Here is a 24,525-nt window from a genome sequence, read left to right as displayed (position 1 = left end):
CTACCATTCTGAAAAGGAACCGTCGGAGTGCCGCCATACGGGCGATCGCCAATCGACATGGTGTGCATCGGCGGCCCGCACTGCGGCCTCGTCTATTTCGATTCCGAGTCCGGGGCCGGTTGGGCGTTCGATATGACCTTCAACAAATTTCAGCGGCGACGTATCAAGCACGTAGTCGAGCACTTCGGCGCCCTTGTTGTAGTGGATGCCTATGCTCTGCTCCTGGATCAGGTAGTTCGGCGTCGCGAAGCCAACTTGCAAACACGCAGCAAGCGCGAGCGGGCCGAGCGGGCAGTGCGGGGCCAGCTGCACGTCGTAGACCTCGGCGAGCGCGGCGATGCGCCGAACCTCCGAGATTCCGCCTGCGTGCGACAGGTCCGGCTGGGCAACGGCGATGCCTGCCTGCAGCACCGGCAGGAATTCTTGCCGGTTGTAGAGCCGCTCGCCCGTTGCCACAGGGATCGAGGTCGAACGCGCGATGTCTGCGATGAGGTGCGAGTTCTCTGGCACCACGGGCTCCTCAAGGAAGAACGGGTGGAGCTCTTCGAGCAGTGGCGCAACCCTTCGCACGGTTGCTGCCGTGAATCGTCCATGGAAATCCACGGCCACATCGCGATCTGGCCCGAGCACGGTACGCGCTGCAGCAACGCGCTCCACAACGCCGGCAACTTCGCTGACGCTGCCGTTTTTGCCCATGCGGCCGCTCGCGTTCATCTTGACGGCTGTGAGCCCAACCTCAAGCTGCGCGCGGATGGCATCCTCGATTTCGCTTGGGTCGTCTCCACCAACCCATCCGTAGACGCGGATGCGGTCGCGCACCGCACCTCCAAGCAGCACGTGGACCGGCACGTTGAGCGCCTTGCCGAGCAAATCCCAGAGCGCCTGGTCGATGCCAGATACTGCGCTTGCCAGCACGGGGCCACCACGATAAAAGCCGCCCTTGGTCAAGACCTGCCAGTGGTCCTCAATACGCTGAGGATCCGTACCGAGCAGGTACTCCGCGAACTGCGTTACTGTGGCGCGAACAGCATCGGTGTGCCCCTCTAATGAGGCCTCTCCCCAGCCGATAAGACCGGTGTCTGTCTCGATGCGGACAAAAAGCCATCGCGGCGCAACACGGAATGTTTCAATACGGGAGATGATCATGCTGGTTCCCCCGCCGGTTGGTCCGAATCACCGAGCGCGGCAACGATCGAATCAATAATCTGCTCAACGGGAAGCGCTATATCAACGATGATGCCGCGTTCGTCAGGCTGCAGCGGTTGCAGTGTTTCAAACTGCGAGCGCAAAAGCCCAGGAGGCATATATTCGTGTTGGCGTTTGCTAATCCGCTCTTCGATGAGCTCGATTGGCCCCTCTGGGTCAACCACAAACAGGTTGGGCTCGTAGGTCCGCAGGAGGTCGCGGTATTCTCGCTTCAGCGCAGAACACACAATAACGATGCCGAGCGGATGCTCCGCAAACCGCTTCCCGATGGTTTCGAGCCATGGCCAGCGTTCTGCGTCTGTCAGGGCAACTCCTGCAGCCATGAGCCCTTTGTTCTCAGCGCTGTGCAGGTCGTCGCCGTCAACGTAGTCAAGTTCGAGCCGTTTACCGAGCGCTTTACCAATGGTGCTTTTCCCAGCCCCCTGCACCCCCATGACCACGATTGAGCGTTGGTTATTCATCACACACCTATCCCTTTGTCGCACCGGCGGTGAGGCCAGACACCACGTATTTTTGCATGAACAGCGAGATAACCATGATCGGCACGGTGATGACCACGGCTGCCGCCATGAGCCCGCCCCAGTCGATGCTCGCGTAGGCCACAAAGTCGAAGATGGCGACCGGCAAGGTTTTTGTCTTTGACCCCGACAGTACTAACGCGAACATAAAGTTGTTCCACGAGAAGATGAATGACAGGATGCCGGCCGTCGCAATTCCGGGGGTAGACAGCGGAAGCGTGATCCGGAGGAACGCGCCAATAGGAGTGAGCCCGTCGACCTGCGCAGCCTCTTCAAGCTCGATGGGAAGCGAATCAAAGAACGACATCATGATGTACACGATGAGCGGAAGCGCCACAAACATGTGGGAGAGGATGAGCACACCAAACCCACCGACCATCTTGAGCTGCGAGAAGACGAAGTACCACGGCACCAAGAGGCTTACCCCGGGAATCACTCGAGCAAGCAGCACCACAACGGCCGACTTATGCATCGTAAAACGACTCATGGCGTAGGCGGCCGGGACACCGAGCAACAGCGAGAGCGCTGTTGAGGCAAATCCGATCCAGAAGCTGTTAAAGATGTAGCCAAGATAGTTGGCCCTGCCGAAGACTGTTCCGTAGTTTTCGAGTGTTGGGTCGAAGAGGAAGGTCTTGCTTGAGTCGTAAATGTCGACATTTGTCTTGAGACTCGCGAGCACCATCCAAACGAGTGGAGCGATGAACATCACAATGACAAACACGAGTGCGAGCACCCGGAAGATGCGATAGCCGCGTCCGGTCTTGCTGCGCTTCCGCATCTGTGGGGCCGCATCTGTAGCGGCCACGTTCTTGGTCACGGTTAGCGAGCTCATGAATCGCCCTTCTTCTTTCGCGCGGTCAGCGCCCAAACGCACAGCACGATCATCATGAAGAACAGGATGAGCACCGTGGATGAGAGGCCGTACTTGTTGTAGTCAAAACTCAGGCCATACGCGTAGACATTGAGCGTTTCAACCTCGTGAAAAGACCCACCGCCCTTGCCTTTTGTGGCGTACAGGATGTCGAAGGTCTTGAGCGCATCAATTCCACGAATCAGGACGGCCGTAATCACAGTCATTCGGATCAGCGGAAGCGTCACGTACCAGAAGCGCTGCCAGCTGTTCGCCCCGTCAACACGAGCGGCCTCGTCAGGTTCGTCAGAGAGCGATGACAGCCCGGCAAGCAGGATGAGCACAACCATCGGGGTCCATTGCCAAATATCCACAAACATGAGGGTTGGCAGCGCGGTGTTTTGGCCAGAGAGCCAGGGCTGTGCCGGTATCCCAAACCATCCGAGCATCTGATTGGCGAACCCAATGTTTGGCTCGAAGATAAGGCGCCACATCATGCCGACGGCAACCGGCGTTGCCACAAGGGGAAGGAGAATGGCGACTCGAACGAGGCCCTGGCCCTTAAACGGTCGCCAAAGCAGCAATGCGATGGCCATACCGAGCACAAGCTCGGCGATGAGCGCTCCTCCGGTAAAGAAAACGGTGCGCCCAACGGCTGGCCAGAACCGTTCGGTGTCGGTCAGCACGGTGAGGTAGTTTTCGAGGCCGATGAAGTCGAGCGGAGCTCGTACTGATCCCCTTGAGTTCGTGAGGCTGAGGAAGATGGTCCAGCCGATCGGGAAGACGATCAGGATGGCGACAAAGGCCATCGATGGACCGGCAAAGATCCACTTTCGATGTTTGTTCGCCCACACCGAGAAGGATGAGGACGCGACGGTTTTTCGCGGAGAAGTTGTGCTCACGAAAACACCTCGCTTTCACGGGAGATTATGAAACGGGTACAGGGTGCCGCCGTTGTGCCGGCGGCGAGAAGGATGTGGGGGTAAGGGCAGCGAGACGATCCCGCCACCCTTACCTGGTAGCCGATTGGGCAGCTACGGATTGTGCTTATTGTTCGTCTTCGAGGAAGGCTTGGAACTTATCGTTCGCCTCGTCGGCTGCGGCGTCGGTGTCTCCGCCGGTGATGCCAACGACGATCGGGTTTCCAACGATTTCTCGGGCTTCCGCAACGTTGATGACGAGCGGGCGGTCAAACCCAACGCCAACCTTTGAGCTCGCGGCCATTGCCTCTGCGAGGTCAGCGGGGAAAGACTCGGTTCCGGCCGGGTCGTCCCAAACCGACTCGCGAGGTCCAGGTACGCCAGCCTGCTGGATCTCAAGAACTTTTTCCTTGCTGGTTGCCCACTCGATGAACTGCCACGCGGCGTCTTGGTTGCCAGACTCGGAGTTCACCCCGAGTGCCCATGCAGCGACGTTGTACGGCTTTGACCCCGCTGGTCCTGCTGGGAACTGTGCAAAGCCAACGCTGTCGGCGACGGAGGAGTTTGCCTCTTCCGTTGCGTTCTTGTAGAGACTGTCTGCTTCGGTGTAGAAGGCCGCGTTGCCCTGCGTAAAGATCGCCATTGCTTCTGGCCAGCTCATGTCAGTGCTGACGTTTTCTGGGCCGTAATTGTGGATCAGGTTGCCGTACATCGCATAGGCTTCCTTCGCTTCGTCTGTTCCGACCGCGGAGTTGCCGTCTTCGTCAATGAACTCTCCGCCGTAGCTTGCGAGGAAGCTAGAGAACTGGGTTACCGCTGCTGCACGACCGGTGCGAGCAACAAAGCCCGCAACGTCTGTGGTCTCGCTGATCTGCTTTGCGGCGGCTTCGAGCTCGTCAATGGTCTTTGGCACTTCAAGTCCTGCGGCCTCCAGCAGGTCTTTGCGGTAGTACAGCACTTCACGCTCAGTGATGATTGGGACGCCAACAACCTGCTCGTCTGCGGTGACGAGGCTGACGGGGCCTTCCTGGAAATCGTCCCAGTTCCAGTCGCTGTTTTCGGTGACTTTGTCGGTCAGATCGGCGAAGTAGCCGTTCTGCGCAAAGAGTTTTGTTTCTTGCTGCGGACGGTACATCATGACGTCGATGTCACCGGTGCCCGCGTTGAGCTTGACGTTGTACTGGTCAGACAGCTGGTCTTCGCCGAGCTGCGTGAGCTCAACCGTGTATCCGGTTTCTTCTTCGAACTCGGGGATTGCGTCTTTGACGATGTCAGTCCAGACGTGGTTTGCAAGGGTTACGCGCAGGACCTTGCTTTCGGAATCTCCGCCCTCGGATCCGCTACAAGACACCAGCGACCCGGCAAGCAGGAACGCTGCTGCCGATACCCCGGTAGCTCGCAAAATGGCTGTGTGCTTCACTGTGTCTCCATTTCTGGACCCACGCATCCTCGCGAAGGCCCCGCCAGATGCATCCTTACATCTGACTATTCATCGAATATAGTTTGATAAGTATGCCTTTTGCAACACTTGTCGCTTCAATAGGTCCATGTATGCGAAATTGTTATGGGCACCATCATGCGCCCAGCCACCGACAACCGGGGTGCAAAGCACCCGCTCGTAGCGGTCACCACACGAGGCCAGTTACGTCAGCCCGCCGATTTCCCGCTGAACGACCAAACCGAAGCCAGAACCAGATCCCTCGAACACTCGTCAGGACGCCCCGTTTCGTCCCAAAACACAACATCGCCGCAACGGAACGCAGGCACTTCGAGTCCCCCTTCACACCGAACGGGCGTCGCGGCCCGCAATGTCAGACCTCACTGGCAAACTACGTTTATGGACCAGCTCACCTTGTTTCTCATCGGCCTGCTCGTCGGCATCGCACTCACCGTCGCAGCAGCAGCGGCATGGCGCTTTGCACTCAGGCGAGGCTCGGGCAACACAACCGCAGCAGACGGTTCCGCAGCATCGCCAGGGCTCACCACCGTCCCAACTGAGCACTTCATTGAGGTCTCAAAGCGCGCGGTCGCTGCCGAGGCCCAGGCTGCCGAGCTCCGCGCGCAAGTGCATCAACTGCTCGACCACCAACAACACATCACCGAGCGCGAGCGTCTCGCGATGGCCGACGAAAGCCGCGTATTACAGACGCTTGCCCCTGTACGCGAAACCCTTCGCACCATGCACGAAAAGGTGGCACAGCTTGAGCGCGAACGAGCAGGACAATACAGCGCACTCGCCCAGCAAATGAATCAGGCTCAAATCAACGGCGACCAGCTCAGGGCAACAACCGAGTCTCTGGCAAGCGCCCTTCGCAACAACAGCATCCGCGGTGTCTGGGGCGAAACCCAGCTCCGCAATGTCGTCGAGGCCGCGGGGCTCACCCAGAGGGTCGACTTTGACGTGCAAACATCCATTAGATCGGATGCCGGAACCGGCCGACCAGACATGACCGTACGCCTGCCCGGCGGCAAATCCATCGCCGTCGATGCGAAGGTTCCCTATAACGCCTATATCGAGGCAAGCAGCATCCCCGCCACCGCAACCGGAGACGAAGCCGCGCGGCGAACCGCCCTCCTGGCCCAGCATGTCAAGGCGGTCAGGGGCCATATCGATGCCCTCGCCGCAAAATCGTATTGGTCTGGCCTCGATGCCAGCCCAGAGTTTGTCATCGCGTTTATTCCGAATGAATCGCTGCTCGCGGCCGCGCTTGAGGCAGACCCAGCCCTCCTCGACTACTCGTTCAGCAAGCGAGTGGCGCTCGCCTCACCCGTCAATCTGTGGGCAGTTCTCAAGACGGTAGCCTACACCTGGCAACAAGACGTGCTCACCGACGACGCCAAACGGCTCTTCGATCTTGGCAAAGAGCTCTACCAACGACTGAGCGTGCTCTCAGAGCACTCTGACAAACTCCGAAAAGCGATCGAGTCAACGGTCAACAGCTACAACCAGTTCGCGTCATCGCTCGAGACCAGAGTGCTTGTGACCGCTCGAAAGCTCGATGCCCTTGACGAATCAAAGGTCATTGGCACGCCAAGTCTGGTCGATACCGTACCCCGGCATCTCACGGCCACCGAGTTTTCGGCCGAGCCGGGTCTCGCGCATCCCGAGCGACTCGCAACCTCCCGCTCAGCAGAACAGGAAGAGTGGCTCACAACGCGCCTTGCCGCCCCGGAGCCCACCGATCCCCCTCAAATATGAGCCCTCCCCTGAGAAGGGCCATCCGCATACGTCAATGCCCGCCCCTCGCCATGAGAGGGGCGGGCATTCACAGTGAGTAGCTGAGAGAGCTTAGAGCCAGCGGGATGCCTGGTAGTCGGCAGTTACCCGGCGGAGGGTTCCAGACTTTGAGCGCAACACAATGCTGTCGGTGCGAATGATCGGACCCTTGCGCTGCACACCATCCACAAACTCGCCCTGGGTAACGCCAGTAGCAACAAAGTACGTGTTGTCGCTGCGTACCAGGTCGTTGGCCTCAAGCACGGCGCTCAGGTCGTGTCCAGCATCGATTGCCTTCTGGCGTTCGTCGTCGTCGCGCGGCGCAAGCGTTCCCTGGATGACTCCGCCAAGCGCTTTCACCGCACACGCCGTGATAATGCCCTCTGGAGTTCCGCCGATGCCAACACACAGGTCGATCCGCGACTCGTAGCGTGCCGCGTTCACTCCGCCTGCGACGTCGCCGTCAAGCATAAGACGGGTTCCGGCCCCGGCCTCGCGGATGTCTTCGATGAGCTGCGCGTGACGCGGGCGGTCGAGCACTGCAACACGGATATCAGAAGTGCTCACGCCCTTTGCCTTGGCGAGGGCACGAATGTTCTCGCCAATCGGCTGGCGGATGTCCACAACGCCAACTCCGTCTGGTCCACACACGAGCTTGTCCATGTAGAACACCGCTGAGGGGTCGTACATGCTTCCTCGGTCGGCAACCGCGATAACCGAGAGTGCGTTCTGGCGTCCGGCAGCGGTCAGGCTGGTTCCATCGATAGGGTCAACCGCGACGTCGCATGCGGGGCCGCGGCCATTTCCGACCTGCTCGCCGTTGTACAGCCATGGCGCGTCGTCTTTCTCACCCTCGCCGATCACAACAACACCGCTGAAGTTCACGGTGCTGAGGAACTGCCTCATCGCGTCTACGGCCGCGCCGTCGGCTGCGTTTTTGTCGCCGTGGCCGATAAACGGCATCGCACGGATGGCAGCCGCCTCGGTCGCTCGAACCAGTTCCATAGCAAGGTTGCGGTCTGGGCGCAGGTTCAGTGAGGCAGTATCAAGGCTTACCACGGCGTAATCTCCTTCGGGGTGGCCCGGTGGCCACAGTGTTGGACGGTCAGTGAATATTCATCACGATCACTCCCAGTCTAGTTCTCCCAGTGATACGGCAAAAACTTCAGTAGACTGGCAGCATTCGAAGGGCCAAATGCGAGCCCGAACACCACGCCCTCTAAAGGAGACCCGGTATGCCTATCGCCACGCCTGATCAATACGCGCAGATGCTCGACACCGCCAAAGCATCCGGTTTTGCATTCCCAGCAGTCAACGTTTCGAGCTCACAAACGCTCAACGCGGTTCTGCAGGGTCTCACCGAGGCTGGCTCTGACGGCATCATCCAGGTCACCACTGGTGGCGCAGATTACTGGGCAGGCCACACGGTCAAGAACCGCGCCGGCGGTGCCCTTGCGTTTGCTGCGTATGCTCACGAGGTTGCAAAGGCCTACCCCATCACGGTTGCGCTGCACACCGATCACTGCCCGAAGGATGCCCTCGACGGTTTTGTCCTCCCCCTCATCGAGGCCAGCGAGGCCCGTGTGAAGGCCGGTGGCGAGCCTATCTTCCAGTCGCACATGTGGGATGGCTCGGCAGTTCCACTTGCCGAGAACTTGCAGATCGCCCGCGAGCTGCTTCCCCGCATGAAGGCAATCAACTCGGTACTCGAGGTTGAGATTGGCGTTGTTGGCGGAGAAGAAGACGGCGTCAGCCACGACATCAATGACAACCTCTACACGACGCTCGACGACGCAATCGCAACGGTAGAGGCCCTTGGCCTCGGCGACGAGGGCCGCTACATGGCAGCACTCACGTTCGGTAACGTTCACGGCGTCTACAAGCCAGGCAATGTGAAGCTTCGCCCAGAACTCCTGAAGGAAATTCAGGATGGCCTCGTCGCAAAATACGGCCACGGACCAAAGCCGCTCGACCTCGTCTTCCACGGCGGTTCAGGCTCAACCGATGCAGAAATCGCCGAAGCCGTCGCCAACGGCGTCATCAAGATGAACATTGACACCGACACACAGTATGCGTTCACCCGCGATATTGCCGGCTGGATGTTCAAGAACTACGACGGCGTTCTCAAGATTGACGGCGAAGTTGGCAACAAGAAGGTCTACGACCCACGCGCATGGGGCAAGTCGGCCGAGTCGGCTATGGCCGCCCGCATCGTCGAAGCAACGCAGCAGCTTGGCTCTGCAGGTAAGGCAATTAAGTAATCACGAATGACTGACTCGTCGAACGGTTCACAGTCAGGGGCGCAACAGCCTCCAGCAGGGCGACCACGCCCACAGTTTGGGGAGTACGCTCCCCCCGGCTGGTCTTGGCAACCACCCACCGATGCCCCTGCAGGGCATAACGGTGAGGTGGATGCCGAGACACCGTTCGGCGAGAAATCATCGGCGGGCCTTGACGGCACTCCGCAGTCCACCCCAACAGTGGTTCCTCAGGATTCCGCTGTGCCAGCAAAAACCACGCCGCCGCCAGCGGCAGCACCGGCATCCACGGGTCACGATGCAGCGAGTGACAAGGCGGGCGTATCCCTTCGCCCCCGCAATCGTGTGGATTTCTTGGTCACTATTTTCTTGCTGGTCATTTCCATTTGGGGTGTCCGCAGCATGGTCGGTACAACCGATTCCATGCCACTCATCTTCCAAACGATTTATGATCAGTACGGTCTCGGTGAGTTCACGGATGCTGACGCGCTCTCCGGAGCCATTCTGTTTGGCAGGATCAGCCAGTTTATTCTCTGGACCCTCACGGTTGTTGTGACCATCATGATGCTGCGCAAACGCCGCCGCGCGTTCTACATCCCACTCATTGGTGGAGCCCTTGGCTTCCTGCTTGCACTCATCGTGTCAACCGTCGCCCTGATCAACGACCCAACCGTTATGGACCACCTCTCGTGAGCATGAATAATAACGAAGCAGACAACCAGCATCAGCCGTTTGACGGTGCCGACGACGACGAAATCGGTCGCGGTCGCTCGGGATTCCTTGGCAAGCTTGCGGGGGCGAGGGGCATAGCCCTGCTCGTCATTATCGGCCTGGTAGCGCTGTCTATCGGCTCTGTTGGCGTTATCGCTTCGCTGCTCTAAGGCACCAATTTGTGGCATGGTCGTTCCCGCGGCAGCGGGCAGAGAATCGCCGTTGCCAGACAACGACCCCATACATCCAGCGTGGTCTGGAAGCCGAGCAATGACCATAACCGGTCACGATTGGCCTCAGACCACGCCAACTAGTTGAGCGTTAGGCCCTGTTGCGGCCGCCAAGGGCCCGCTCATCACGGTTTCCCTCTGCGTCTTTACGCAGCTCTTTTGGCAGGGAGAAAACAAGATCTTCTTCCGCCGTCACCACTGCCTCAACATGACCGTATCCGGCGTCGGCGAGGTCATCAAGCAGCTCTTGCACGAGCACCTCCGGCACGGAGGCTCCGCTTGTGACACCAACGGTGTTGACGCCGTCGAGCCACTCCTGCTTGACCTCGTGTGAGTAGTCAACCCGGTAGGCGGCCTTTGCACCGTACTCGAGGGCAACCTCTACGAGGCGAACCGAGTTAGACGAGTTTGCCGAGCCAACGACGATCACCAGATCGGCATCCACGGCAACCTTCTTGATAGCCACCTGGCGGTTCTGCGTTGCGTAGCAGATGTCGTCACTTGGCGGATCTTGGAGTTCGGGGAATTTGGCGCGAAGACGGCGAACCGTCTCCATCGTCTCGTCGACGCTCAGGGTCGTCTGCGACAGCCACACAAGCTTTGACGGATCTTTGACCTCAAGAAATTCGACGTCCTCAGGCGAGTTGACCACAGTGACGTGGTTCGGAGCTTCGCCGGCAGTGCCTTCGACCTCTTCGTGGCCTTCGTGACCGATGAGCAGGATTTCCATGTCTTGCTTGGCAAAACGAACGGCCTCGCGGTGCACCTTTGTGACGAGCGGGCAGGTCGCATCGATTGCCTGCAGGTTGCGGTCTTCCGCGCCCTGTACAACGGCTGGCGAGACGCCATGCGCCGAGAACACAACGTGCGAGCCTTCTGGCACCTCGTCGACTTCTTCCACAAAGATGGCGCCCATGCGCTCGAGCGTGTTCACCACGTGGATGTTGTGCACAATCTGCTTGCGCACGTAGACGGGTGCGCCGTAGCGGTCGAGCGCCTTTTCAACCGCGACAACGGCGCGGTCTACCCCGGCGCAGTACCCACGGGGTGCTGCGAGCAAAACTTTTTTCTCACCAACGACCGGATTATTCTTGAGACGGTTACGCGGTCCCCGAATGCGGGGCATCGCTAGACTGACGACGGGAGCACCGATGGTGCGCTGGTCGGGCTGAGCTATGGACATTCTTCAAGTCTATGCGAGTCCACTGAACAAGACATGGGAGTGTGACCACGATGACCGATTCGAAGCCGTCTGCCGAGCATCCGTGGCCGGTTTCGGTCATGTCGGGAAAGATCCGCGACTACATCGATCGCCTTGGCACGATTTGGGTTGAGGGCGAGGTCACGCAGTGGAGCGTTTCCGCTGGAAACGTCTACGGAAAACTCAAAGACCTTGAGCAGGACGCGACCGTCAGCTTCACGATCTGGTCGTCGGTCAAGGGAAAGCTTCCGGCTGAGGGGTTCCGCCAGGGCGACCACGTTGTTGCGCTCGTGAAGCCCAATTTTTGGGTCAAGGGCGGCTCGCTCACCATGCAGGTCTTCGATATGAAACAGGTTGGTCTTGGCGACCTGCTCGAGCGGCTTGAACGCCTTCGCAAACAGCTGGCAAGCGAGGGGCTGTTTGAACTCTCCCGGAAGCAACGCCTGCCGTTTCTCCCGAATTGCATCGGGCTCATCACGGGTAAAGACTCCGACGCAGAAAAGGATGTCCTTCGTAATGCCCAGCTTCGCTGGCCCGATGTCCGCTTCCGAGTTGTCCATGCTGCGGTGCAAGGTGATCGAGTACCCGGCGAGGTGACCGCTGCCATACAGACGCTTGATGCTGACCCTGAGGTTGATGTCATCATCATTGCGAGGGGTGGAGGCGATTTCCAAAACCTGCTTGGATTCAGCGACGAGCGGGTCGTCCGCGCGGCGGCTGCCGCATCCACGCCCGTTGTGAGCGCGATCGGCCACGAAGCCGACCGGCCGCTGCTTGATGAGGTCGCCGATCTTCGTGCCTCAACGCCGACGGACGCGGCAAAGCGCGTTGTGCCGGATGTTGCAGAGGAGCTGGCTCGTGTCGCGCAAGCCCGTGCCCAGCTCAGCAACAGGGTCACGGCGTTTCTCACGAACGAGATTTCGCGACTTGAGCAGGTTCGATCTCGACCCGTCCTTGTGGATGGTGACTGGATCGTCTCATCGAGGGCGGAAGAGATCACCCGCTACGTCGCGAGGGGGTCTGAACTCGCGTCCCGCGGCATCGAGCGGGCAGAGGGCGCGACGGCTGAGCTTCGTTCTCAGCTGCGGGCGCTCTCTCCGCGTGCCACGCTTGATCGTGGCTACGCAATCGTCCAGGGTGCTCAAGGTCACATTATTCGAGAGGCTGCGGATGCCCCTGCCGGCGCGACCCTCCTCGTGACCCTTCCCGTCGACAGCATTGAAGCAACATCCAACGGACCACACATCACGGCCTAGGCACTGGCAAACCGACCGAAAACCGTTCCACAAGGGCGGCAACAAGCACATGACCCACAGGACAGTCCCTCACGGGAACTCCCCCACCAAAATTGGGTAGACTTGCAGCCATGGCATCAGTCGACGACGTTTCACAGCTCAGCTACGAAGAGGCCCGTGATCAGCTCATTACGGTAGTTACACAGCTTGAGCAAGGCACCGCTACCCTCGAAGACTCATTGTCTCTCTGGGAACGCGGCGAAGCGTTGGCCGCCCGCTGCGAAGAATGGCTTCTTGGGGCCAAAAAGAGGCTCGAAGCCGCCCGCAACGGCAACGTTGAAGGAGCTGCTGGCGCCGAATGAGCACCAAACCTCCACGCGTTGTAGCCGAACTCGGCCGCCCAGAAACGCCGGCCGAAACCGCGGCCCGCAAGGCTGAAAACTCTCGACTGTATAAGTCTCGTAAAACGATCAATAACCTGGTGCTCTCGCTCATAGCAACACTCGGTGTTGTTGTTGTGATTGTGCTCGCTGTTCCGCGCGGCGACTACACGGTCGACCGCAGCGTTGATTTTGTATCCGTTGCGGCTGAGGCCCAGCCCAGCGTCACGCAGCCACTTGTTGTCCCTGAGCTGCCCGACGGGTGGAAGGCTAATGCGGCAGAGCTGCGCCATTCAAAAACAGACAACGTCACCTCCTGGTACATCGGCTGGGTCACCCCTAACGAGCAGTTTGCGGCGTTGAGCCAGGGCCTAGATTCCAACCCAAGCTGGGTGGCCAACGAGCTCGAGAAGACGCTCGCGAGTGGCACAGAGACCATCGGCGGCATCCAGTGGACCGTCTACGATAACCGCGAGAGCCACGAAGACATCGGCAACGTTGCCTACGCCCTCGCCACCGAGCGCAATGGTAACGACTACCTCGTTTACGGAACGGCCGACCCGTCAGAACTCACGGTGCTCGCAACGACCGTCGCCGAACAAATTCTTTCGTCCGAACAATCATCTGAATCCCCCACCGACAGCACCGAAGGCTAACGTGACAAACGATTCCGCAGTTCTCTCTGACCAAAGCTCCTCTGACTGGCACACTCCCGCCGAAGTGTGGCGCGAGATGAAACGCGGTAACGACCGCTTCGTCGAGGGCACGCCGCTGCACCCCCGCCAAGACGTCGAACGGAGAACCGCAACACACCACGCGCAGAATCCAACTGCTGCGCTCTTCGGTTGTTCAGACTCTCGCCTTGCCGCCGAAATCATATTTGATAAGGGCCTTGGCGACCTCTTTGTGGTGCGTAATGCTGGCCACGTCGTTTCAGACACGGTCATCGGATCGCTCGAGTATGCGGTCGCGATGCTCAACGTTTCCCTCATCGTGGTCCTCGCCCACGACGAGTGCGGGGCCGTCGCTGCGGCCGTCGAATCGCAGCAGAAAGACCCAACACCGCTTCCCCCCAAGATTGCCGGACAAATCCGCCCCATCATTCCTGCGGTTCAGGCGGTGTGGCTCAGGGATAACCCTGCGACTCCCTATGTCGATCCAGAACACATCGATACGTTCGACGTTGGCCGTTTCCACCTCCGTGGCTGCGTCGCAGAGCTTCTCCGCGAGTCCGAGCTCATTAGCGAGGCCGTAGCCAACGGAACCCTCGGCATCGTCGGGGCGAACTACCGCCTCGTCGAAGGCCGAGCCGACGCCAGCGTTGCGATCGGCCAAATCGATACCGACGCCTAGCGCGTGCGGCCGCAGCAACTCCGGATGCACGGCCGCAAGTAACACAGACCTACACCACACCGATATTCACCCCCAACAACAGAAGTAAGGACGTCTCAGCGTGGCTAACGACACAGAATTCCGCATTGAACACGACACAATGGGCGAGGTACGAGTTCCCAAAAACGCGCTCTACAGCGCCCAGACCCAGCGTGCCGTTGAGAACTTCCCGATCTCGGGCGCTCGCCTCGAATCCGCTCAGATCGCTGCCCTCGCGCGCATCAAGAAGGCCGCTGCCCTCGCGAACGCCGAACTTGGGGTCATCTCCGATGACATTGCTGGCGCAATTGCCGGCGCAGCAGACCAGATCATCACGGGCGACTTCGACGCGGAATTCCCCATCGATGTCTACCAGACCGGCTCAGGCACCTCGTCCAACATGAACATGAACGAGGTCCTTTCCAACCTCGCGACGACGGCCCTCGGCTCGCCGGTTCACCCCAACGATCACGTCAACGCCTCGCAGTCCTCCAACGATGTGTTCCCAACCTCGGTTCACGTTGCTGTCACTGGCGCGCTGATCAACGATCTCATCCCGTCACTTGAGCACCTCGCCGTTGCCCTTGAGAAGAAGGCAGTCCTCTGGAAGGACGCGGTCAAGGCAGGCCGCACGCACCTCATGGACGCAACACCGGTTACGCTCGGACAAGAGTTTGGTGGCTACGCTGCCCAGATCCGCCTCGGCATCGAGCGCATCCAGTCAGCACTCCCCCGCGTCGCTGAGGTACCACTCGGCGGCACGGCAGTTGGAACAGGCATCAACACCCCTGCTGGATTCCCCCAGAAGGTCATTGCGAAACTCGCTGCGGAAAGCGGCCTGCCAATTACCGAGACCCGTAACCACTTTGAGGCGCAGGCCAACCGCGACGCGCTCGTTGAAGCCTCCGGGGCCCTCCGCGTGATTGCCGTGAGCCTCACGAAGATCAACAACGACCTCCGCTGGATGGGATCAGGCCCAAACACTGGCCTCGGCGAGCTGCACATCCCAGATCTGCAGCCCGGCTCGTCAATCATGCCGGGGAAGGTCAACCCGGTTGTTCCAGAGGCAGTTCTCATGGTCTGCGCCCGCGTCATCGGAAACGACGCAACCATCGCATGGGGCGGAGCCTCAGGCCTCTTTGAGCTCAACGTTGCGATTCCTGTAATGGGCACTGCACTGCTTGAGTCGATTCGACTGCTGGCAAACTCGAGCGTTGTGCTTGCAGACAAGACCATTGACGGTCTTGAGGCAAACCTTGAGCACGCTCGCGCGCTTGCCGAGTCGTCACCGTCGATCGTGACGCCGCTCAACCGCGTCATCGGATACGAAGCAGCCGCAAAGATTGCGAAGTACTCCGTTGCGCAAAAAATTACGGTTCGCGAGGCAGTTGTTGCCCTCGGCTACGTCGAGCGTGGCGAAGTTACCGAGGAGCAGCTCGACTCGGCCCTCGACGTCATGAAGATGACTGGCCCTGGCCTGTAACACTCCAAACAGATAGAGAAAGCCCCTCACACCAACAACGGTGTGAGGGGCTTTTTCGATGTGTACGAAGCGGGCTACTCGCCTGGCTTCATACGCTCGTACACCTTCTTGCAGTCGGGGCACACAGGAAACTTCTCCGGGTCGCGACCTGGAATCCATTTCTTGCCACACAACGCGCGCACCGGCTTGCCGCTCAGCGCGGATTCCATGATCTTGTTCTTCTTCACGTAGTGAGAAAAACGTTCGTGGTCACCATCGTCGTTGCTGTGCTGATTGAGCAGTTCTTCAAGCTCGCGGTCGAGCACGGATGTTGAACCGCCGGTCAGCGGCTCGCTGGGGTTCTTGGCAGAAAGTTCACTCATAAAAACAGTGTACCGCCAGCGCGCAAGACCCACGCTGGCAAGTTTCTGCGGCTTAGTCGGCCTGCTGGGCGAACGCGAGCAGCTGAGTGGATCGGCGGTCGAAAATAGCGCCGCCGCCAAACAGTCCAATCGCGAGCACGATGCCCCCGATGACAAGCCCACAAATCAGCGAGTAAGCGTGAAATATTGGGTCCCCGTTAATCGCAACAATCGCAAGGGATGCGGTTGGTGCAACAAGCAGCAGAATCGCGACAAGACTGGAAATCTGAGAAAACACTGCCCATGATCCAACAGACTGTGGCTGAACAAAAGGGCTGTCTCCCGGCCGCGTAGCCGCATACGGAAAGAGCACAGAAACCAGGCTAGAAATGCCGCTTCCGACCATGAGCAGGCTCACGCTCACGCCAATGATCGAACCAAGCGCAAACAGGTCACCGTAGAACAGAACGGTGATGATGCTGCCAACAGCCACGAGCGGGATGCCAAGCACAAGCACGGGCGCAAGGCGGCCACGCCGGTCGTCAATGCCGCGCGTCGCGCTCGACACGTGCAGCCAGATCGCCGTGCTGTCGAGCGAGATATCGTTGTGAACCGACCACGACAGGAGCAGGCAAAGGATGGGCAACGGCAGCAGGATCACGATGCTGGCAGGAACTCCTGCAACAAGTAGCGGCACGATCATCGCGAAGGGTACAAACGGCAAGATCGCAAGCGGAACGCGGTATCGCGGATCTCTGAACCAATAGGTCAGGCTTCTAGCTCCAATGGAACCGGTGACCGTCGACGGCATCCGGTCGAACCAGCCAAGGCCGGAACGAACCATCTCGGCACGGGCCGGGCGCGCAATACGCGTCATCATGGAGCCAACAAGCAGGCGCCACAACAGGGCGATCACAACGATATAGCCAAGCGTCAGCCCAAGTTTGGCGTAGGCGAGGGATTCGTCGCCGGCGATCATATCGGCCGGAGCGCTGAGCGGCGCACCAAACGGAGTGAGCGCGGCGATATCGGCGACAGAGTCGAGGAAGCCTTTGCCCTCGCCAGACCAATCAATCGTGACAAGCCAAAACCCGATCGGAAGGAGCGCAATGAGCAAGATGACCGCGATGATGTTGCGGGCGTCCCGCACTCGTGGCGACGAAAAGAGGAAGTCAGACAGGCTCCGGGTCAGCCGCGCAGAGACGCCGGCCGCGATCCATGCAAGCGCAATCCCGGCCACGGCGATACTGATAACACCCTCGGAGTTTTTCCAGAGCGAGAGCGAGCCGATAAGCGCGACAAGCAAGAGGAGAGAAGGAACCGTGAGAAACGCGGCAAGGCTCATCCCCGTCGAAACAGACCCACGAGACATGGGAAACATAACAAATTGGCGAGGGTCTAGCGCCGACTGTCGCAAAAACAGCGGAACGATCAGACTTGCAAGCAGCACAACCGCGCTGACGATGGTAATCAGTTGTGGATACGACGAATGAATCGTTGTCGCAAACTCAGAGCAGGCCCAGACGACGGCGGCCGCGAGGATTGCTCCAACAAGTGTCCATGCCAAAAATGGGCGAAAGCCGGGACGACGAGGGCGAAACGAGTTCGCCAGCATCCGCAGCCTTAGCCGGAGAATCCGTGCAACCATTCCAAGCCTTCGGTTGTGTCGGTGGCGCCGGTGAGTTCGGTAAATCGTTCTTCGAGAGTGATGCCATCGCGAACTTCGTCAACGGTTCCTGCTGCAACAACGTTGCCCTGCACGATCACGGCGACGTGGTCACACACTCGCTGGATGAGATCGATGCTGTGGCTTGAAATCAGTACGCTTCCGCCGCCGGCCACGAACTTTTCGAGGATGTCGGTCACCGTCGCAGCAGAAACCGGATCAATTGATTCGAATGGCTCGTCAAGCACAAGGATGCGCGGCGAATGAATCATTGCGGTCGCAAGAGCAATCTTCTTCTGCATACCGGCCGAGTAGTCGGACACCAGACGGCCAAGGGCATTTTCGAGGCCGAGTGCAGCGGAAAGCTCGGTGGCCCGCTGATTCACGGTGGCCTCGTCGAGTCCGTGCAAGACTCCGGAGTAGAACAACAGTTGCGCGCCGGTCAGGCGATCAAACAGCCGGAGGCGGTCTGGCAGAGCACCAACGAGCCGCTTAGCATCTGCCGAGCTCGACCACATGTCGGCTCCCTGGATGACCACCGAACCGGCCGTTGGCTTCAAGAGGCCAGTGACCATTGACAGGGTCGTCGTCTTACCGGCGCCGTTTGGACCGACAAAGCCGTAAAAGGACCCTGCTCGAACCTGAAGGTTAATGTCGTTCACCGCAATGGTCGCGCCAAATCGCTTCGAGAGTCCCTGAGTTGAGAGGACAACTGGATTTGTCTGGATTACGGGAATGCGGTCTCGTGCGCGCTGAACGCTCGTGTTTGGGTCTTCTCGCTCGACGTCGAGGCGGCCTCGTGGCGATGCCGCTGCAACGGGCTGTTCAACGGCGATATCCTCGGCGACAACATCGTCGATAACCGCAGGCTCGGCAAAGACCACGGGCACAGATTGCTCAACGGGCTCAATAAACGGTGAGTGATACTCGGGCTGCTGCCCTGTCGCGTCGTGCACTGCGCCGTAAGCATCGTTCGCTTCAGGGCTGCTCTGGTTCGACGGGAACAACGAGTCGACGTAGTTATCGAACGCTTCTTCGTCGTCGATGCGTTCGGGCTCGTTGTCCGCAGCGGCAGCACGCACGGCCGCCGCGACATCTTCATCGGGAACAACGGTTCTCGCTGGCGCGTCAAAATACGGGACCTCGGCACGCGGCGCGACTGCTTCGTCCTCTGGAATCGGCTGGTGCTCAGCCGTGCGGTCGTAGACGGGAAGGTCAATAGACGGAAGGGAATGGGCAACATCTGCCTGATCCTGAGGCGCGGCAGGGGCAGCACTTTCGTGCGGAGTCTCCACTGACTCTTCAACTCGAACGGCCTGCATTATGACTGTGTCGTCACTCAGCTCGGCCCTAACGTCGGTTGCCTCGACAACTGACACGGAATCTGACGGGTCAGACAGGTCGTTAGAGCCTTCATCCGCGTCGACGTTTTGCTCGTCGTCTCCCCCAAACAGGGCTTCAAGTTCGTCGAGCGAAGTATCTTCGGTGTGTGAATCTGCGATGATCGCCTCAGTGTTTTCGGCTTGGTCCTGCAGCACATCGCGGCGTCGTGCAGGGCGTTTTCGGGGGTAGCGAGTACGACGAGCGCTGCCGCCATCGGTCTCGGTGAATTCAAATGATTCTGCGTCTTGCCGACTGGCAAGGCCCTGCTCGCTCGATTCGAACGCGTCATCGCTCTGTGGCGTTGAAGCGTCGTCAGACGGCGGGATAGCGGAGTCATAGGTCACTCAGCAAATCTATCAAACCGGCCAGCCCCTATGGACCATATGACGCAGATTCACAGGCCACCTTTATCACAAAATGGCTACAAAGTTCAGTTTTCACTGTTCGTTCAACAACTGTTTCGATAGGCTTCTTGAGAGCACGAAGGCGTGTTTGCATTTGTTCGTCATTTTGTCGCCCTATTCTGAGGCGGCGTACATGGTACTTAATTGGAGTGAAACGTGAGCCTTCAGGTCATTATTCTTGCAGCAGGAAAAGGTAGCCGCCTCGGCCGCGCCCTGCCCAAGCCTCTTACCGAGCTCAACGACGGCCGCTCCATCATGCAGCAGCAGCGAGACAACATCTATGAGGCTTTTGGCCGCGACGTATCGATCACGGCTGTTGTCGGGTTCAAATCCGAATACATCGTTGACCGCTTCCCTGAGTTCAACTTCGTCTACAACGAACAGTACGACCAGACCAACACCTCAAAGAGTCTGCTGCGCGGCCTCAAGGCATCAAGCAAGGGTGGCGTTCTCTGGATGAACGGCGACGTCGTCTTCGACCCGATCGTTCTCAAGCGCGCCGCATCCATCATCGCTCGCGACCAGTCGATGGTCACGGTCAACACCTCATCGGTTTCCGACGAAGAGGTCAAGTACACGGTTGACGCAGAGGGCTTCATTAAAGAGCTGTCGAAGACGGTTCGTAAGGGCGCTCTCGGCGAGGCAGTTGGCATCAACTACATCTCGTCACGCGACAAGGCAGCATTCATCCACAACCTTGGCGTCGTGCACAAAGACGACTACTTCGAGGGTGGCCTTGAGCTTTCTATCGCCAACAACGGCGTACTCATGGAGCCAATGGATATCTCAGACCTCTACGCGGTTGAGGTTGACTTCGCAGAAGACCTCGAGCGCGCAAACCTCTTCGTCTAATCAGACACGTTCTTCACCAAAAGGGCGGTGCCTATCCTTCGTGGCAGGCATCGCCCTTTTGCGTTCTCCCGTCGCACAGCCTGACCGTCTAGGATTCTCTAGTGATGAAACAATTCATGAAGCTGAGCTGCTCAGCGGTGACAATGCCTCGACGAGGCACCCTGTGACAGCGCAGAGCACGGTTGCACGGGGCACACGGTCACGTTGGCTCGCCTATTGGCGGCCGCTGTCACTCTTGACGCGCCGCGACCTCAAGGTTCGCTACTCAACATCGGCGCTCGGTTACCTCTGGTCGATCCTTGACCCGCTCGTCATGTCGCTCATCTACTGGTTTGTATTCACCCAAGTCTTTGAGCGGTCAGTTGGCGAAGAGCCATATATTGTATTTTTGCTCACGGCGCTGTTGCCGTGGGTGTGGTTCAACGGTTCGGTATCGGATAGCACTCGGGCCTTCCTCAAGGATGTGAAGCTCGTTCGTTCGGTCGCACTCCCCCGATCGATCTGGGTCAATCGCATCGTGGCGTCGAAGGGCGTCGAGTTCTTGCTGAGCATCCCAGTGCTCGCGGTCTTCGCCGTTGCAACTGGCGCGCAGGTGAACATTAACCTGCTGCTTTTCCCGCTTGCTATCATCCTGCAGACGGCGCTCTGCGTGGCGCTCGGACTCATTCTCGCGCCCCTTGTGGTCTTTTTCCGCGACCTTGAGCGGGCAGCCAAGCTGGTCCTCAAGTTCATGTTTTACGCATCCCCCATCATCTACAGCACCGCGGACCTCCCGGAAGCCCTGCAGCCGTGGGCAGCCCTTAACCCCCTGAGCGGTATTTTTTCGTTGTACCGGGCCGGGTTCTTCCCCGATCAGCTGAACTGGATGCTCGTGGCCGGCTCCGTTGCCATGACCGCGTTGCTCCTTGTGATCGGCTCGCTCGTCTTCCGCCGAACCATTGGCAGCGCGTTGAAGGAGTTGTAACGCATGACTGATCTTCGTTCAGCCTCAGGAAACGAGATTTCCGCTGATGCCCCCGTAATCGTAGCCGAGGATCTTGGCATTCATTTCAAACGCAACCGACGGGGCCGCCGTAGTTTCAAAGACCTCTTTGCCGGGCGTAGCCGCCGCACCCGCCCCGGTGAGTTTTGGGCGCTGCGTAACGTGAGTTTTCGTGTGCATCCGGGAGAAGCAATCGGGGTTGTTGGTCGCAACGGCAACGGCAAGTCGACCCTCCTTAAGCTTGTTGCCGGCGTGCTCCTTCCCGATGAGGGAAGCGTGCGAGTGGATGCCGGCGTTGCGCCACTCATCGAGATCACGGGCGGCTTTGTTGGAGACCTGACGGTACGGGACAACGTGTATCTGACGGCTGGGCTGCACGGCCTCAGCGGCAAGCAGATTGATGGTCTCTTTGACTCAATCATTGAGTTCGCCGAACTCGAAGACGTCATCGACACACCATACAAGCATCTCTCCAGCGGCATGAAGGTGCGCATCGCCTTTGCCGTTGTGTCGCGTCTCGATGAGCCAATTCTGCTTGTTGACGAGGTGCTTGCCGTTGGCGACAAGGCATTCCGCGAGAAATGTCACACGAAGATCCGCGAGCTCCTCGCTGAGGGTAAGACGCTCTTCCTCGTCTCGCATAACGAGCGGGACCTCACGGCGTTCTGCACGCGCGGCCTCTACCTCAACAAGGGCAAGCTTGTGGCTGACGGCCCGATTCGCGACATCATCAAGCAGTACAACGCCGACAACGCATAAGCCTGGCGCGTGAGCGCGTCACCGTTTCGTTGTGTAACCGGGAGCATCAAATAGCAGCCGAGTAGCATCGAGTGCCCAGCTGCGTACTCCGCCTGTGGAGCGTGTTGCGCTAGCGGGCGCTCATGTCGTTTGCGTGCTCGTTCCAGCGCTGCCACTCGCCCATGAGGTGCTCAACGGCGGCATGGAATCGTGCAGTTGGGGCGCCAGGCGTTGTGTCGCCGAAGTGACGGTGCGACCAGAACCTGAGTCGTTCCTCCGCGAGCGAATCAGCGAGCAGCGTGTCGATTCGGCGGATGATCTGTGGCGCGTCATCCGCGAGCAACCATTCGGCCTCCGACAGGTATCCGCCAGCGTCAACCTCCGCCTCATCACTCACCGGCCTGGTCACAAAAAGTGGCTTGCCAACGGCAAGCCGGTCGTAAACCATTGCGGAAATATCCGAGATGGCAACGTCGGTCTGCCCGATCTGCCAGCCGATCTCTGGGGAGTTGTCAAACACGTGCTGCGCTTCTGGATGAGCCTTGTTTGCGTCTTCGATGAGCTGGATGATTTGCGCGTTGGCCTGGCCGTAGGCCTCGTTCACGACGCCGCTCCGCGGGTGCGGGCGGTAGATCAGACGATGGCGATCGCTCGCAAGCAGCTGCTTCGCCAGCTCAACGCCGTGACTCGCGATGGAGCCGTATGCGGCGGTTGCTCGGTCGCCCTCCCACGTTGGTGCGTAGAACACGGTGACCCTGCCGTCTTCCGGGTACGGCGCGATACCCGCGTAGTGGTCAACCTGGGGGCGTCCGATTGGAATGGCGCGTTTGTCGAAGTCGTAATCCCACAGCGCCTTTTCGAGCCGTGCTCGCGCGGCATCCCCAGCGATCAGGCTGTAGTCATACGCCTTGAACTGGTTGGTGGTCATGTACATTTTGTCGCTCTCACCGTGATTGATAAATACGTGCCACATGCGGCCGTATCGCATCATCTGGAAGTTGCGTGTGTTCTGGTTCACATACAGGACGGTGTGCAGATCCTGCGTGTTGACGACCTGCTCGATGTCGGTGATTTTTGGCGCGAACGCAACATCGAGGTCGGTTTCCTGCATCAGGGCACGAGCGCCGCCGGCGCTTCGAGCGATCAGCAGAACCGGCCAGGTCTCATTGAGGACCTCGAGCGGCTTGTACCACTGACGCATCTGATACATATTGACGCGGTCGTCGGCGAAGTACACGGCGATCACAAAGCGCTTTGGGGCGAGCGGGCCGCGAGCCGCAACCAGCGCGAGGGTCTCTGCCCGGTCGCGCCGACGTTTTAGTACCTTTTTTACAAGCCGAACGGCTCGCTTTGCATCTTTTACCACGTTCACTCTTACCACCGTACCGAGTAGCTGAACACCTTGTGACCAAAGTGGGAATTCGGTAGCAAATCGTGATGCTCCCACACTCATGGCGTGGTTCATGACAAGATCGACTAGTGCAGTACAACGAATCACCCGAATCGGGAACCCCTGTAGATTCCCAGTATCCGGGAGTCAGCTACGTTGTGCCCGTGCTCAACGAAGAAGCCTATATCGCCGCATCGGTCGCGGCGATCCTTGCCCAAGACTACCCAGGCCCAAAGGAACTCATCCTCGCCCTCGGCCCGTCAACTGACCGCACCAACCATATTCTTGCTGAACTCGCAGCCTCAGACCCGCGCATCATCCTTGTTGAGAATCCGCGCGTTGATATTCCGGTCGGGCTCAACCTCGCGATTCAGCGCAGCCAGTATCCAATCGTGGTCAGGGTAGATGCGCACTCTGAACTCAGCGAAAACTACACACGCGACGGTGTGAAGACCCTGCTTGAGCACGATGTTGCCAACGTCGGCGGCATCATGCACGCACAAGGCAAAACGCCGTTTCAACGCGCAATCGCCCGCGCATACAACAGCCCCTTTGGCCTTGGTGGCGGTGCCTACCACGGCAGCGGCGACGAGGGACCGGCCGAATCGGCGTACCTCGGCATTTTTCGCCGGGAAGTACTGTTTGAAGCTGGACTCTACGATGAAACCATCCGACGGGGCGAAGATTGGGAACTGAACCTCCGCATCCGGAATGCCGGCCATACCGTGTGGTTCAACCCGTCGCTGAGCGTCACCTACTGGCCGCGAGACACCTGGCGCAACCTTGCGCGTCAGTTTGCCGCCACCGGAACCTGGCGAGCAGAACTTGTGCGCCGGTACGCCGGGCGCAACCCATGGCGCTTTTTTGTGCCACCGCTCCTGGTACTTGTCTGTTTTGCGAGCGTACTGCTCGGAATACTCCAGGTAACGGGCGTTGTGAGCGGTCTCGCATCGCAAATTGCGAGCATCCTTTATCTTGGTCCGTTGCTCTACCTGCTGGCACTCGTCATCGTCTCGCTCAGGATGCCAGGCCCACTCTCGATCACTGACCGGTTCTACAGCCTCGTCGTGTTTGCGACGATGCATCTGAGCTGGGGCTTTGGATTCCTCGTTGGCCTCGTGCGTGGCGGCCACAAAACGACCGACCGTTCACGGCTTGGCAAGCCCGGCGCGTAGCCTGACGACTGGCG

Annotated in this window: 24 protein-coding genes; 13 read left to right on the top strand and 11 right to left on the bottom strand. The window is 59.2% G+C overall.

The window, feature by feature from the left end:
* The 5 genes from dgoD to FHX76_RS00680 form a co-directional block, all read right to left on the bottom strand.
* Nucleotides 1-1,146, bottom strand: a complete 1,146-nt coding sequence (gene dgoD, locus FHX76_RS00700) for a galactonate dehydratase (protein WP_167146587.1) — start codon at nucleotides 1,144-1,146, stop codon at nucleotides 1-3.
* Entirely contained in the window at nucleotides 1,143-1,667 is a 525-nt protein-coding gene (locus FHX76_RS00695) for a gluconokinase (RefSeq protein ID WP_167146584.1), read from the bottom strand. Before FHX76_RS00695 ends, dgoD begins: the two co-directional genes overlap by 4 nt.
* Nucleotides 1,668-1,674: 7 nt before the next feature.
* Nucleotides 1,675-2,556, bottom strand: a complete 882-nt coding sequence (locus FHX76_RS00690) for a carbohydrate ABC transporter permease (protein WP_167146581.1) — start codon at nucleotides 2,554-2,556, stop codon at nucleotides 1,675-1,677.
* Entirely contained in the window at nucleotides 2,553-3,476 is a 924-nt protein-coding gene (locus tag FHX76_RS00685) for an ABC transporter permease subunit (protein WP_167146578.1), read from the bottom strand. The genes FHX76_RS00690 and FHX76_RS00685 overlap by 4 nt, the downstream gene beginning before the upstream one ends.
* Before the next feature lie 145 nt (nucleotides 3,477-3,621).
* Nucleotides 3,622-4,914, bottom strand: a complete 1,293-nt coding sequence (locus FHX76_RS00680; RefSeq protein ID WP_341777818.1) for an ABC transporter substrate-binding protein — start codon at nucleotides 4,912-4,914, stop codon at nucleotides 3,622-3,624.
* Nucleotides 4,915-5,331: 417 nt separating this feature from the next.
* Between FHX76_RS00680 and FHX76_RS00675 the strand changes: the two genes are divergently transcribed.
* A complete protein-coding gene (locus FHX76_RS00675; protein ID WP_167146571.1) occupies nucleotides 5,332-6,693 on the top strand; it encodes a DNA recombination protein RmuC in 1,362 nt (453 codons plus the stop codon).
* Nucleotides 6,694-6,783: 90 nt separating this feature from the next.
* Here the strand turns inward: FHX76_RS00675 and glpX are convergent, their stop codons facing one another.
* Nucleotides 6,784-7,716: a class II fructose-bisphosphatase gene (gene glpX, locus FHX76_RS00670; RefSeq protein ID WP_167150182.1), complete on the bottom strand. Its 933-nt coding sequence runs from the start codon at nucleotides 7,714-7,716 to the stop codon at nucleotides 6,784-6,786.
* 230 nt (nucleotides 7,717-7,946) lie between these two features.
* Between glpX and fbaA the strand changes: the two genes are divergently transcribed.
* From fbaA to FHX76_RS00655, 3 genes are read left to right on the top strand one after another with little or no spacing between them, the layout of a single operon-like run.
* Entirely contained in the window at nucleotides 7,947-8,972 is a 1,026-nt protein-coding gene (fbaA, locus tag FHX76_RS00665) for a class II fructose-bisphosphate aldolase (RefSeq protein ID WP_167146568.1), read from the top strand.
* A 6-nt stretch (nucleotides 8,973-8,978) separates the two neighbouring features.
* Nucleotides 8,979-9,662 carry a DUF6264 family protein gene (locus FHX76_RS00660; RefSeq protein WP_167146565.1) on the top strand — a complete coding sequence of 228 codons (684 nt, stop codon included), beginning with the start codon at nucleotides 8,979-8,981 and terminating at the stop codon, nucleotides 9,660-9,662.
* Nucleotides 9,663-9,664: 2 nt separating this feature from the next.
* On the top strand, nucleotides 9,665-9,850 hold the full coding sequence (locus FHX76_RS00655) for a hypothetical protein (protein WP_167146562.1): 186 nt from the start codon (nucleotides 9,665-9,667) through the stop codon (nucleotides 9,848-9,850).
* 151 nt (nucleotides 9,851-10,001) lie between these two features.
* Here FHX76_RS00655 and FHX76_RS00650 read toward each other — a convergent pair whose 3' ends face one another.
* Nucleotides 10,002-11,036 carry a 4-hydroxy-3-methylbut-2-enyl diphosphate reductase gene (locus tag FHX76_RS00650; RefSeq protein WP_167150180.1) on the bottom strand — a complete coding sequence of 345 codons (1,035 nt, stop codon included), beginning with the start codon at nucleotides 11,034-11,036 and terminating at the stop codon, nucleotides 10,002-10,004.
* Between the two features lie 107 nt (nucleotides 11,037-11,143).
* Between FHX76_RS00650 and xseA the strand changes: the two genes are divergently transcribed.
* The 5 genes from xseA to FHX76_RS00625 all read left to right on the top strand — a co-directional run bounded on the left by xseA (nucleotide 11,144) and on the right by FHX76_RS00625 (nucleotide 15,580).
* Nucleotides 11,144-12,367 (top strand): exodeoxyribonuclease VII large subunit, encoded by a 1,224-nt coding sequence (gene xseA, locus FHX76_RS00645; protein ID WP_167150178.1) that lies wholly within the window; start codon nucleotides 11,144-11,146, stop codon nucleotides 12,365-12,367.
* A 110-nt stretch (nucleotides 12,368-12,477) separates the two neighbouring features.
* Entirely contained in the window at nucleotides 12,478-12,708 is a 231-nt protein-coding gene (locus tag FHX76_RS00640) for an exodeoxyribonuclease VII small subunit (protein WP_167146560.1), read from the top strand.
* Entirely contained in the window at nucleotides 12,705-13,382 is a 678-nt protein-coding gene (locus tag FHX76_RS00635; RefSeq protein ID WP_167146557.1) for a DUF4245 domain-containing protein, read from the top strand. The genes FHX76_RS00640 and FHX76_RS00635 overlap by 4 nt, the downstream gene beginning before the upstream one ends.
* Nucleotides 13,383-13,458: 76 nt before the next feature.
* Nucleotides 13,459-14,079 carry a carbonic anhydrase gene (locus FHX76_RS00630; RefSeq protein WP_167150176.1) on the top strand — a complete coding sequence of 207 codons (621 nt, stop codon included), beginning with the start codon at nucleotides 13,459-13,461 and terminating at the stop codon, nucleotides 14,077-14,079.
* A gap of 100 nt (nucleotides 14,080-14,179) precedes the next feature.
* Nucleotides 14,180-15,580: an aspartate ammonia-lyase gene (locus tag FHX76_RS00625; protein ID WP_167146554.1), complete on the top strand. Its 1,401-nt coding sequence runs from the start codon at nucleotides 14,180-14,182 to the stop codon at nucleotides 15,578-15,580.
* 74 nt (nucleotides 15,581-15,654) lie between these two features.
* Here FHX76_RS00625 and FHX76_RS00620 read toward each other — a convergent pair whose 3' ends face one another.
* From FHX76_RS00620 to FHX76_RS16620, 3 genes are read right to left on the bottom strand one after another with little or no spacing between them, the layout of a single operon-like run.
* Nucleotides 15,655-15,942 (bottom strand): DUF3039 domain-containing protein, encoded by a 288-nt coding sequence (locus FHX76_RS00620; RefSeq protein WP_167146551.1) that lies wholly within the window; start codon nucleotides 15,940-15,942, stop codon nucleotides 15,655-15,657.
* A 52-nt stretch (nucleotides 15,943-15,994) separates the two neighbouring features.
* Nucleotides 15,995-17,569, bottom strand: coding sequence for a hypothetical protein (locus FHX76_RS00615; protein WP_167146548.1), 1,575 nt, complete (start codon nucleotides 17,567-17,569; stop codon nucleotides 15,995-15,997).
* Nucleotides 17,545-19,314: an ABC transporter ATP-binding protein gene (locus FHX76_RS16620; protein ID WP_341777817.1), complete on the bottom strand. Its 1,770-nt coding sequence runs from the start codon at nucleotides 19,312-19,314 to the stop codon at nucleotides 17,545-17,547. Before FHX76_RS16620 ends, FHX76_RS00615 begins: the two co-directional genes overlap by 25 nt.
* 216 nt (nucleotides 19,315-19,530) lie before the next feature.
* On the opposite strand from FHX76_RS16620, the gene FHX76_RS00605 reads away from it, so the two are divergent.
* The 3 genes from FHX76_RS00605 (at nucleotide 19,531) to FHX76_RS00595 (ending at nucleotide 21,967) form a co-directional block, all read left to right on the top strand.
* A complete protein-coding gene (locus FHX76_RS00605; protein ID WP_167146545.1) occupies nucleotides 19,531-20,226 on the top strand; it encodes an NTP transferase domain-containing protein in 696 nt (231 codons plus the stop codon).
* Nucleotides 20,227-20,389: 163 nt separating this feature from the next.
* A complete protein-coding gene (locus FHX76_RS00600; protein ID WP_386762038.1) occupies nucleotides 20,390-21,190 on the top strand; it encodes an ABC transporter permease in 801 nt (266 codons plus the stop codon).
* A 3-nt stretch (nucleotides 21,191-21,193) separates the two neighbouring features.
* Complete coding sequence (locus tag FHX76_RS00595) at nucleotides 21,194-21,967, top strand: ABC transporter ATP-binding protein (RefSeq protein WP_167146542.1); 774 nt, start codon at nucleotides 21,194-21,196, stop codon at nucleotides 21,965-21,967.
* Nucleotides 21,968-22,076: 109 nt separating this feature from the next.
* Here the strand turns inward: FHX76_RS00595 and FHX76_RS00590 are convergent, their stop codons facing one another.
* Nucleotides 22,077-23,318, bottom strand: a complete 1,242-nt coding sequence (locus FHX76_RS00590; protein WP_167146539.1) for a CDP-glycerol glycerophosphotransferase family protein — start codon at nucleotides 23,316-23,318, stop codon at nucleotides 22,077-22,079.
* Nucleotides 23,319-23,425: 107 nt separating this feature from the next.
* Here FHX76_RS00590 and FHX76_RS00585 point away from each other — a divergent pair, with 107 nt between their 5' ends.
* Nucleotides 23,426-24,511, top strand: a complete 1,086-nt coding sequence (locus tag FHX76_RS00585; protein WP_167146537.1) for a glycosyltransferase — start codon at nucleotides 23,426-23,428, stop codon at nucleotides 24,509-24,511.
* Nucleotides 24,512-24,525: the final 14 nt, after the last annotated feature.

This window comes from Lysinibacter cavernae (genome assembly GCF_011758565.1).
Classification (GTDB): Bacteria; Actinomycetota; Actinomycetes; order Actinomycetales; family Microbacteriaceae; genus Lysinibacter; species Lysinibacter cavernae.
This window is presented reverse-complemented; position numbering and strand designations above follow the sequence as displayed.

Excerpts from the sequence above, each read along its gene's own strand:
- FHX76_RS00650 (WP_167150180.1), bottom strand. The coding sequence starts at position 11,036 with ATGCCCCGCATTCGGGGACCGCGTAACCGTCTCAAGAATAATCCGGTC.
- FHX76_RS00595 (WP_167146542.1), top strand. The coding sequence starts at position 21,194 with ATGACTGATCTTCGTTCAGCCTCAGGAAACGAGATTTCCGCTGATGCC.
- FHX76_RS00660 (WP_167146565.1), top strand. The coding sequence starts at position 8,979 with ATGACTGACTCGTCGAACGGTTCACAGTCAGGGGCGCAACAGCCTCCA.
- FHX76_RS00615 (WP_167146548.1), bottom strand. The coding sequence starts at position 17,569 with ATGGTTGCACGGATTCTCCGGCTAAGGCTGCGGATGCTGGCGAACTCG.
- FHX76_RS00690 (WP_167146581.1), bottom strand. The coding sequence starts at position 2,556 with ATGAGCTCGCTAACCGTGACCAAGAACGTGGCCGCTACAGATGCGGCC.
- FHX76_RS00640 (WP_167146560.1), top strand. The coding sequence starts at position 12,478 with ATGGCATCAGTCGACGACGTTTCACAGCTCAGCTACGAAGAGGCCCGT.
- FHX76_RS00630 (WP_167150176.1), top strand. The coding sequence starts at position 13,459 with ATGAAACGCGGTAACGACCGCTTCGTCGAGGGCACGCCGCTGCACCCC.
- FHX76_RS00635 (WP_167146557.1), top strand. The coding sequence starts at position 12,705 with ATGAGCACCAAACCTCCACGCGTTGTAGCCGAACTCGGCCGCCCAGAA.
- glpX (WP_167150182.1), bottom strand. The coding sequence starts at position 7,716 with ATGGAACTGGTTCGAGCGACCGAGGCGGCTGCCATCCGTGCGATGCCG.
- FHX76_RS00655 (WP_167146562.1), top strand. The coding sequence starts at position 9,665 with ATGAATAATAACGAAGCAGACAACCAGCATCAGCCGTTTGACGGTGCC.
- FHX76_RS00675 (WP_167146571.1), top strand. The coding sequence starts at position 5,332 with ATGGACCAGCTCACCTTGTTTCTCATCGGCCTGCTCGTCGGCATCGCA.
- FHX76_RS00620 (WP_167146551.1), bottom strand. The coding sequence starts at position 15,942 with ATGAGTGAACTTTCTGCCAAGAACCCCAGCGAGCCGCTGACCGGCGGT.
- FHX76_RS00695 (WP_167146584.1), bottom strand. The coding sequence starts at position 1,667 with ATGAATAACCAACGCTCAATCGTGGTCATGGGGGTGCAGGGGGCTGGG.
- fbaA (WP_167146568.1), top strand. The coding sequence starts at position 7,947 with ATGCCTATCGCCACGCCTGATCAATACGCGCAGATGCTCGACACCGCC.
- xseA (WP_167150178.1), top strand. The coding sequence starts at position 11,144 with ATGACCGATTCGAAGCCGTCTGCCGAGCATCCGTGGCCGGTTTCGGTC.
- dgoD (WP_167146587.1), bottom strand. The coding sequence starts at position 1,146 with ATGATCATCTCCCGTATTGAAACATTCCGTGTTGCGCCGCGATGGCTT.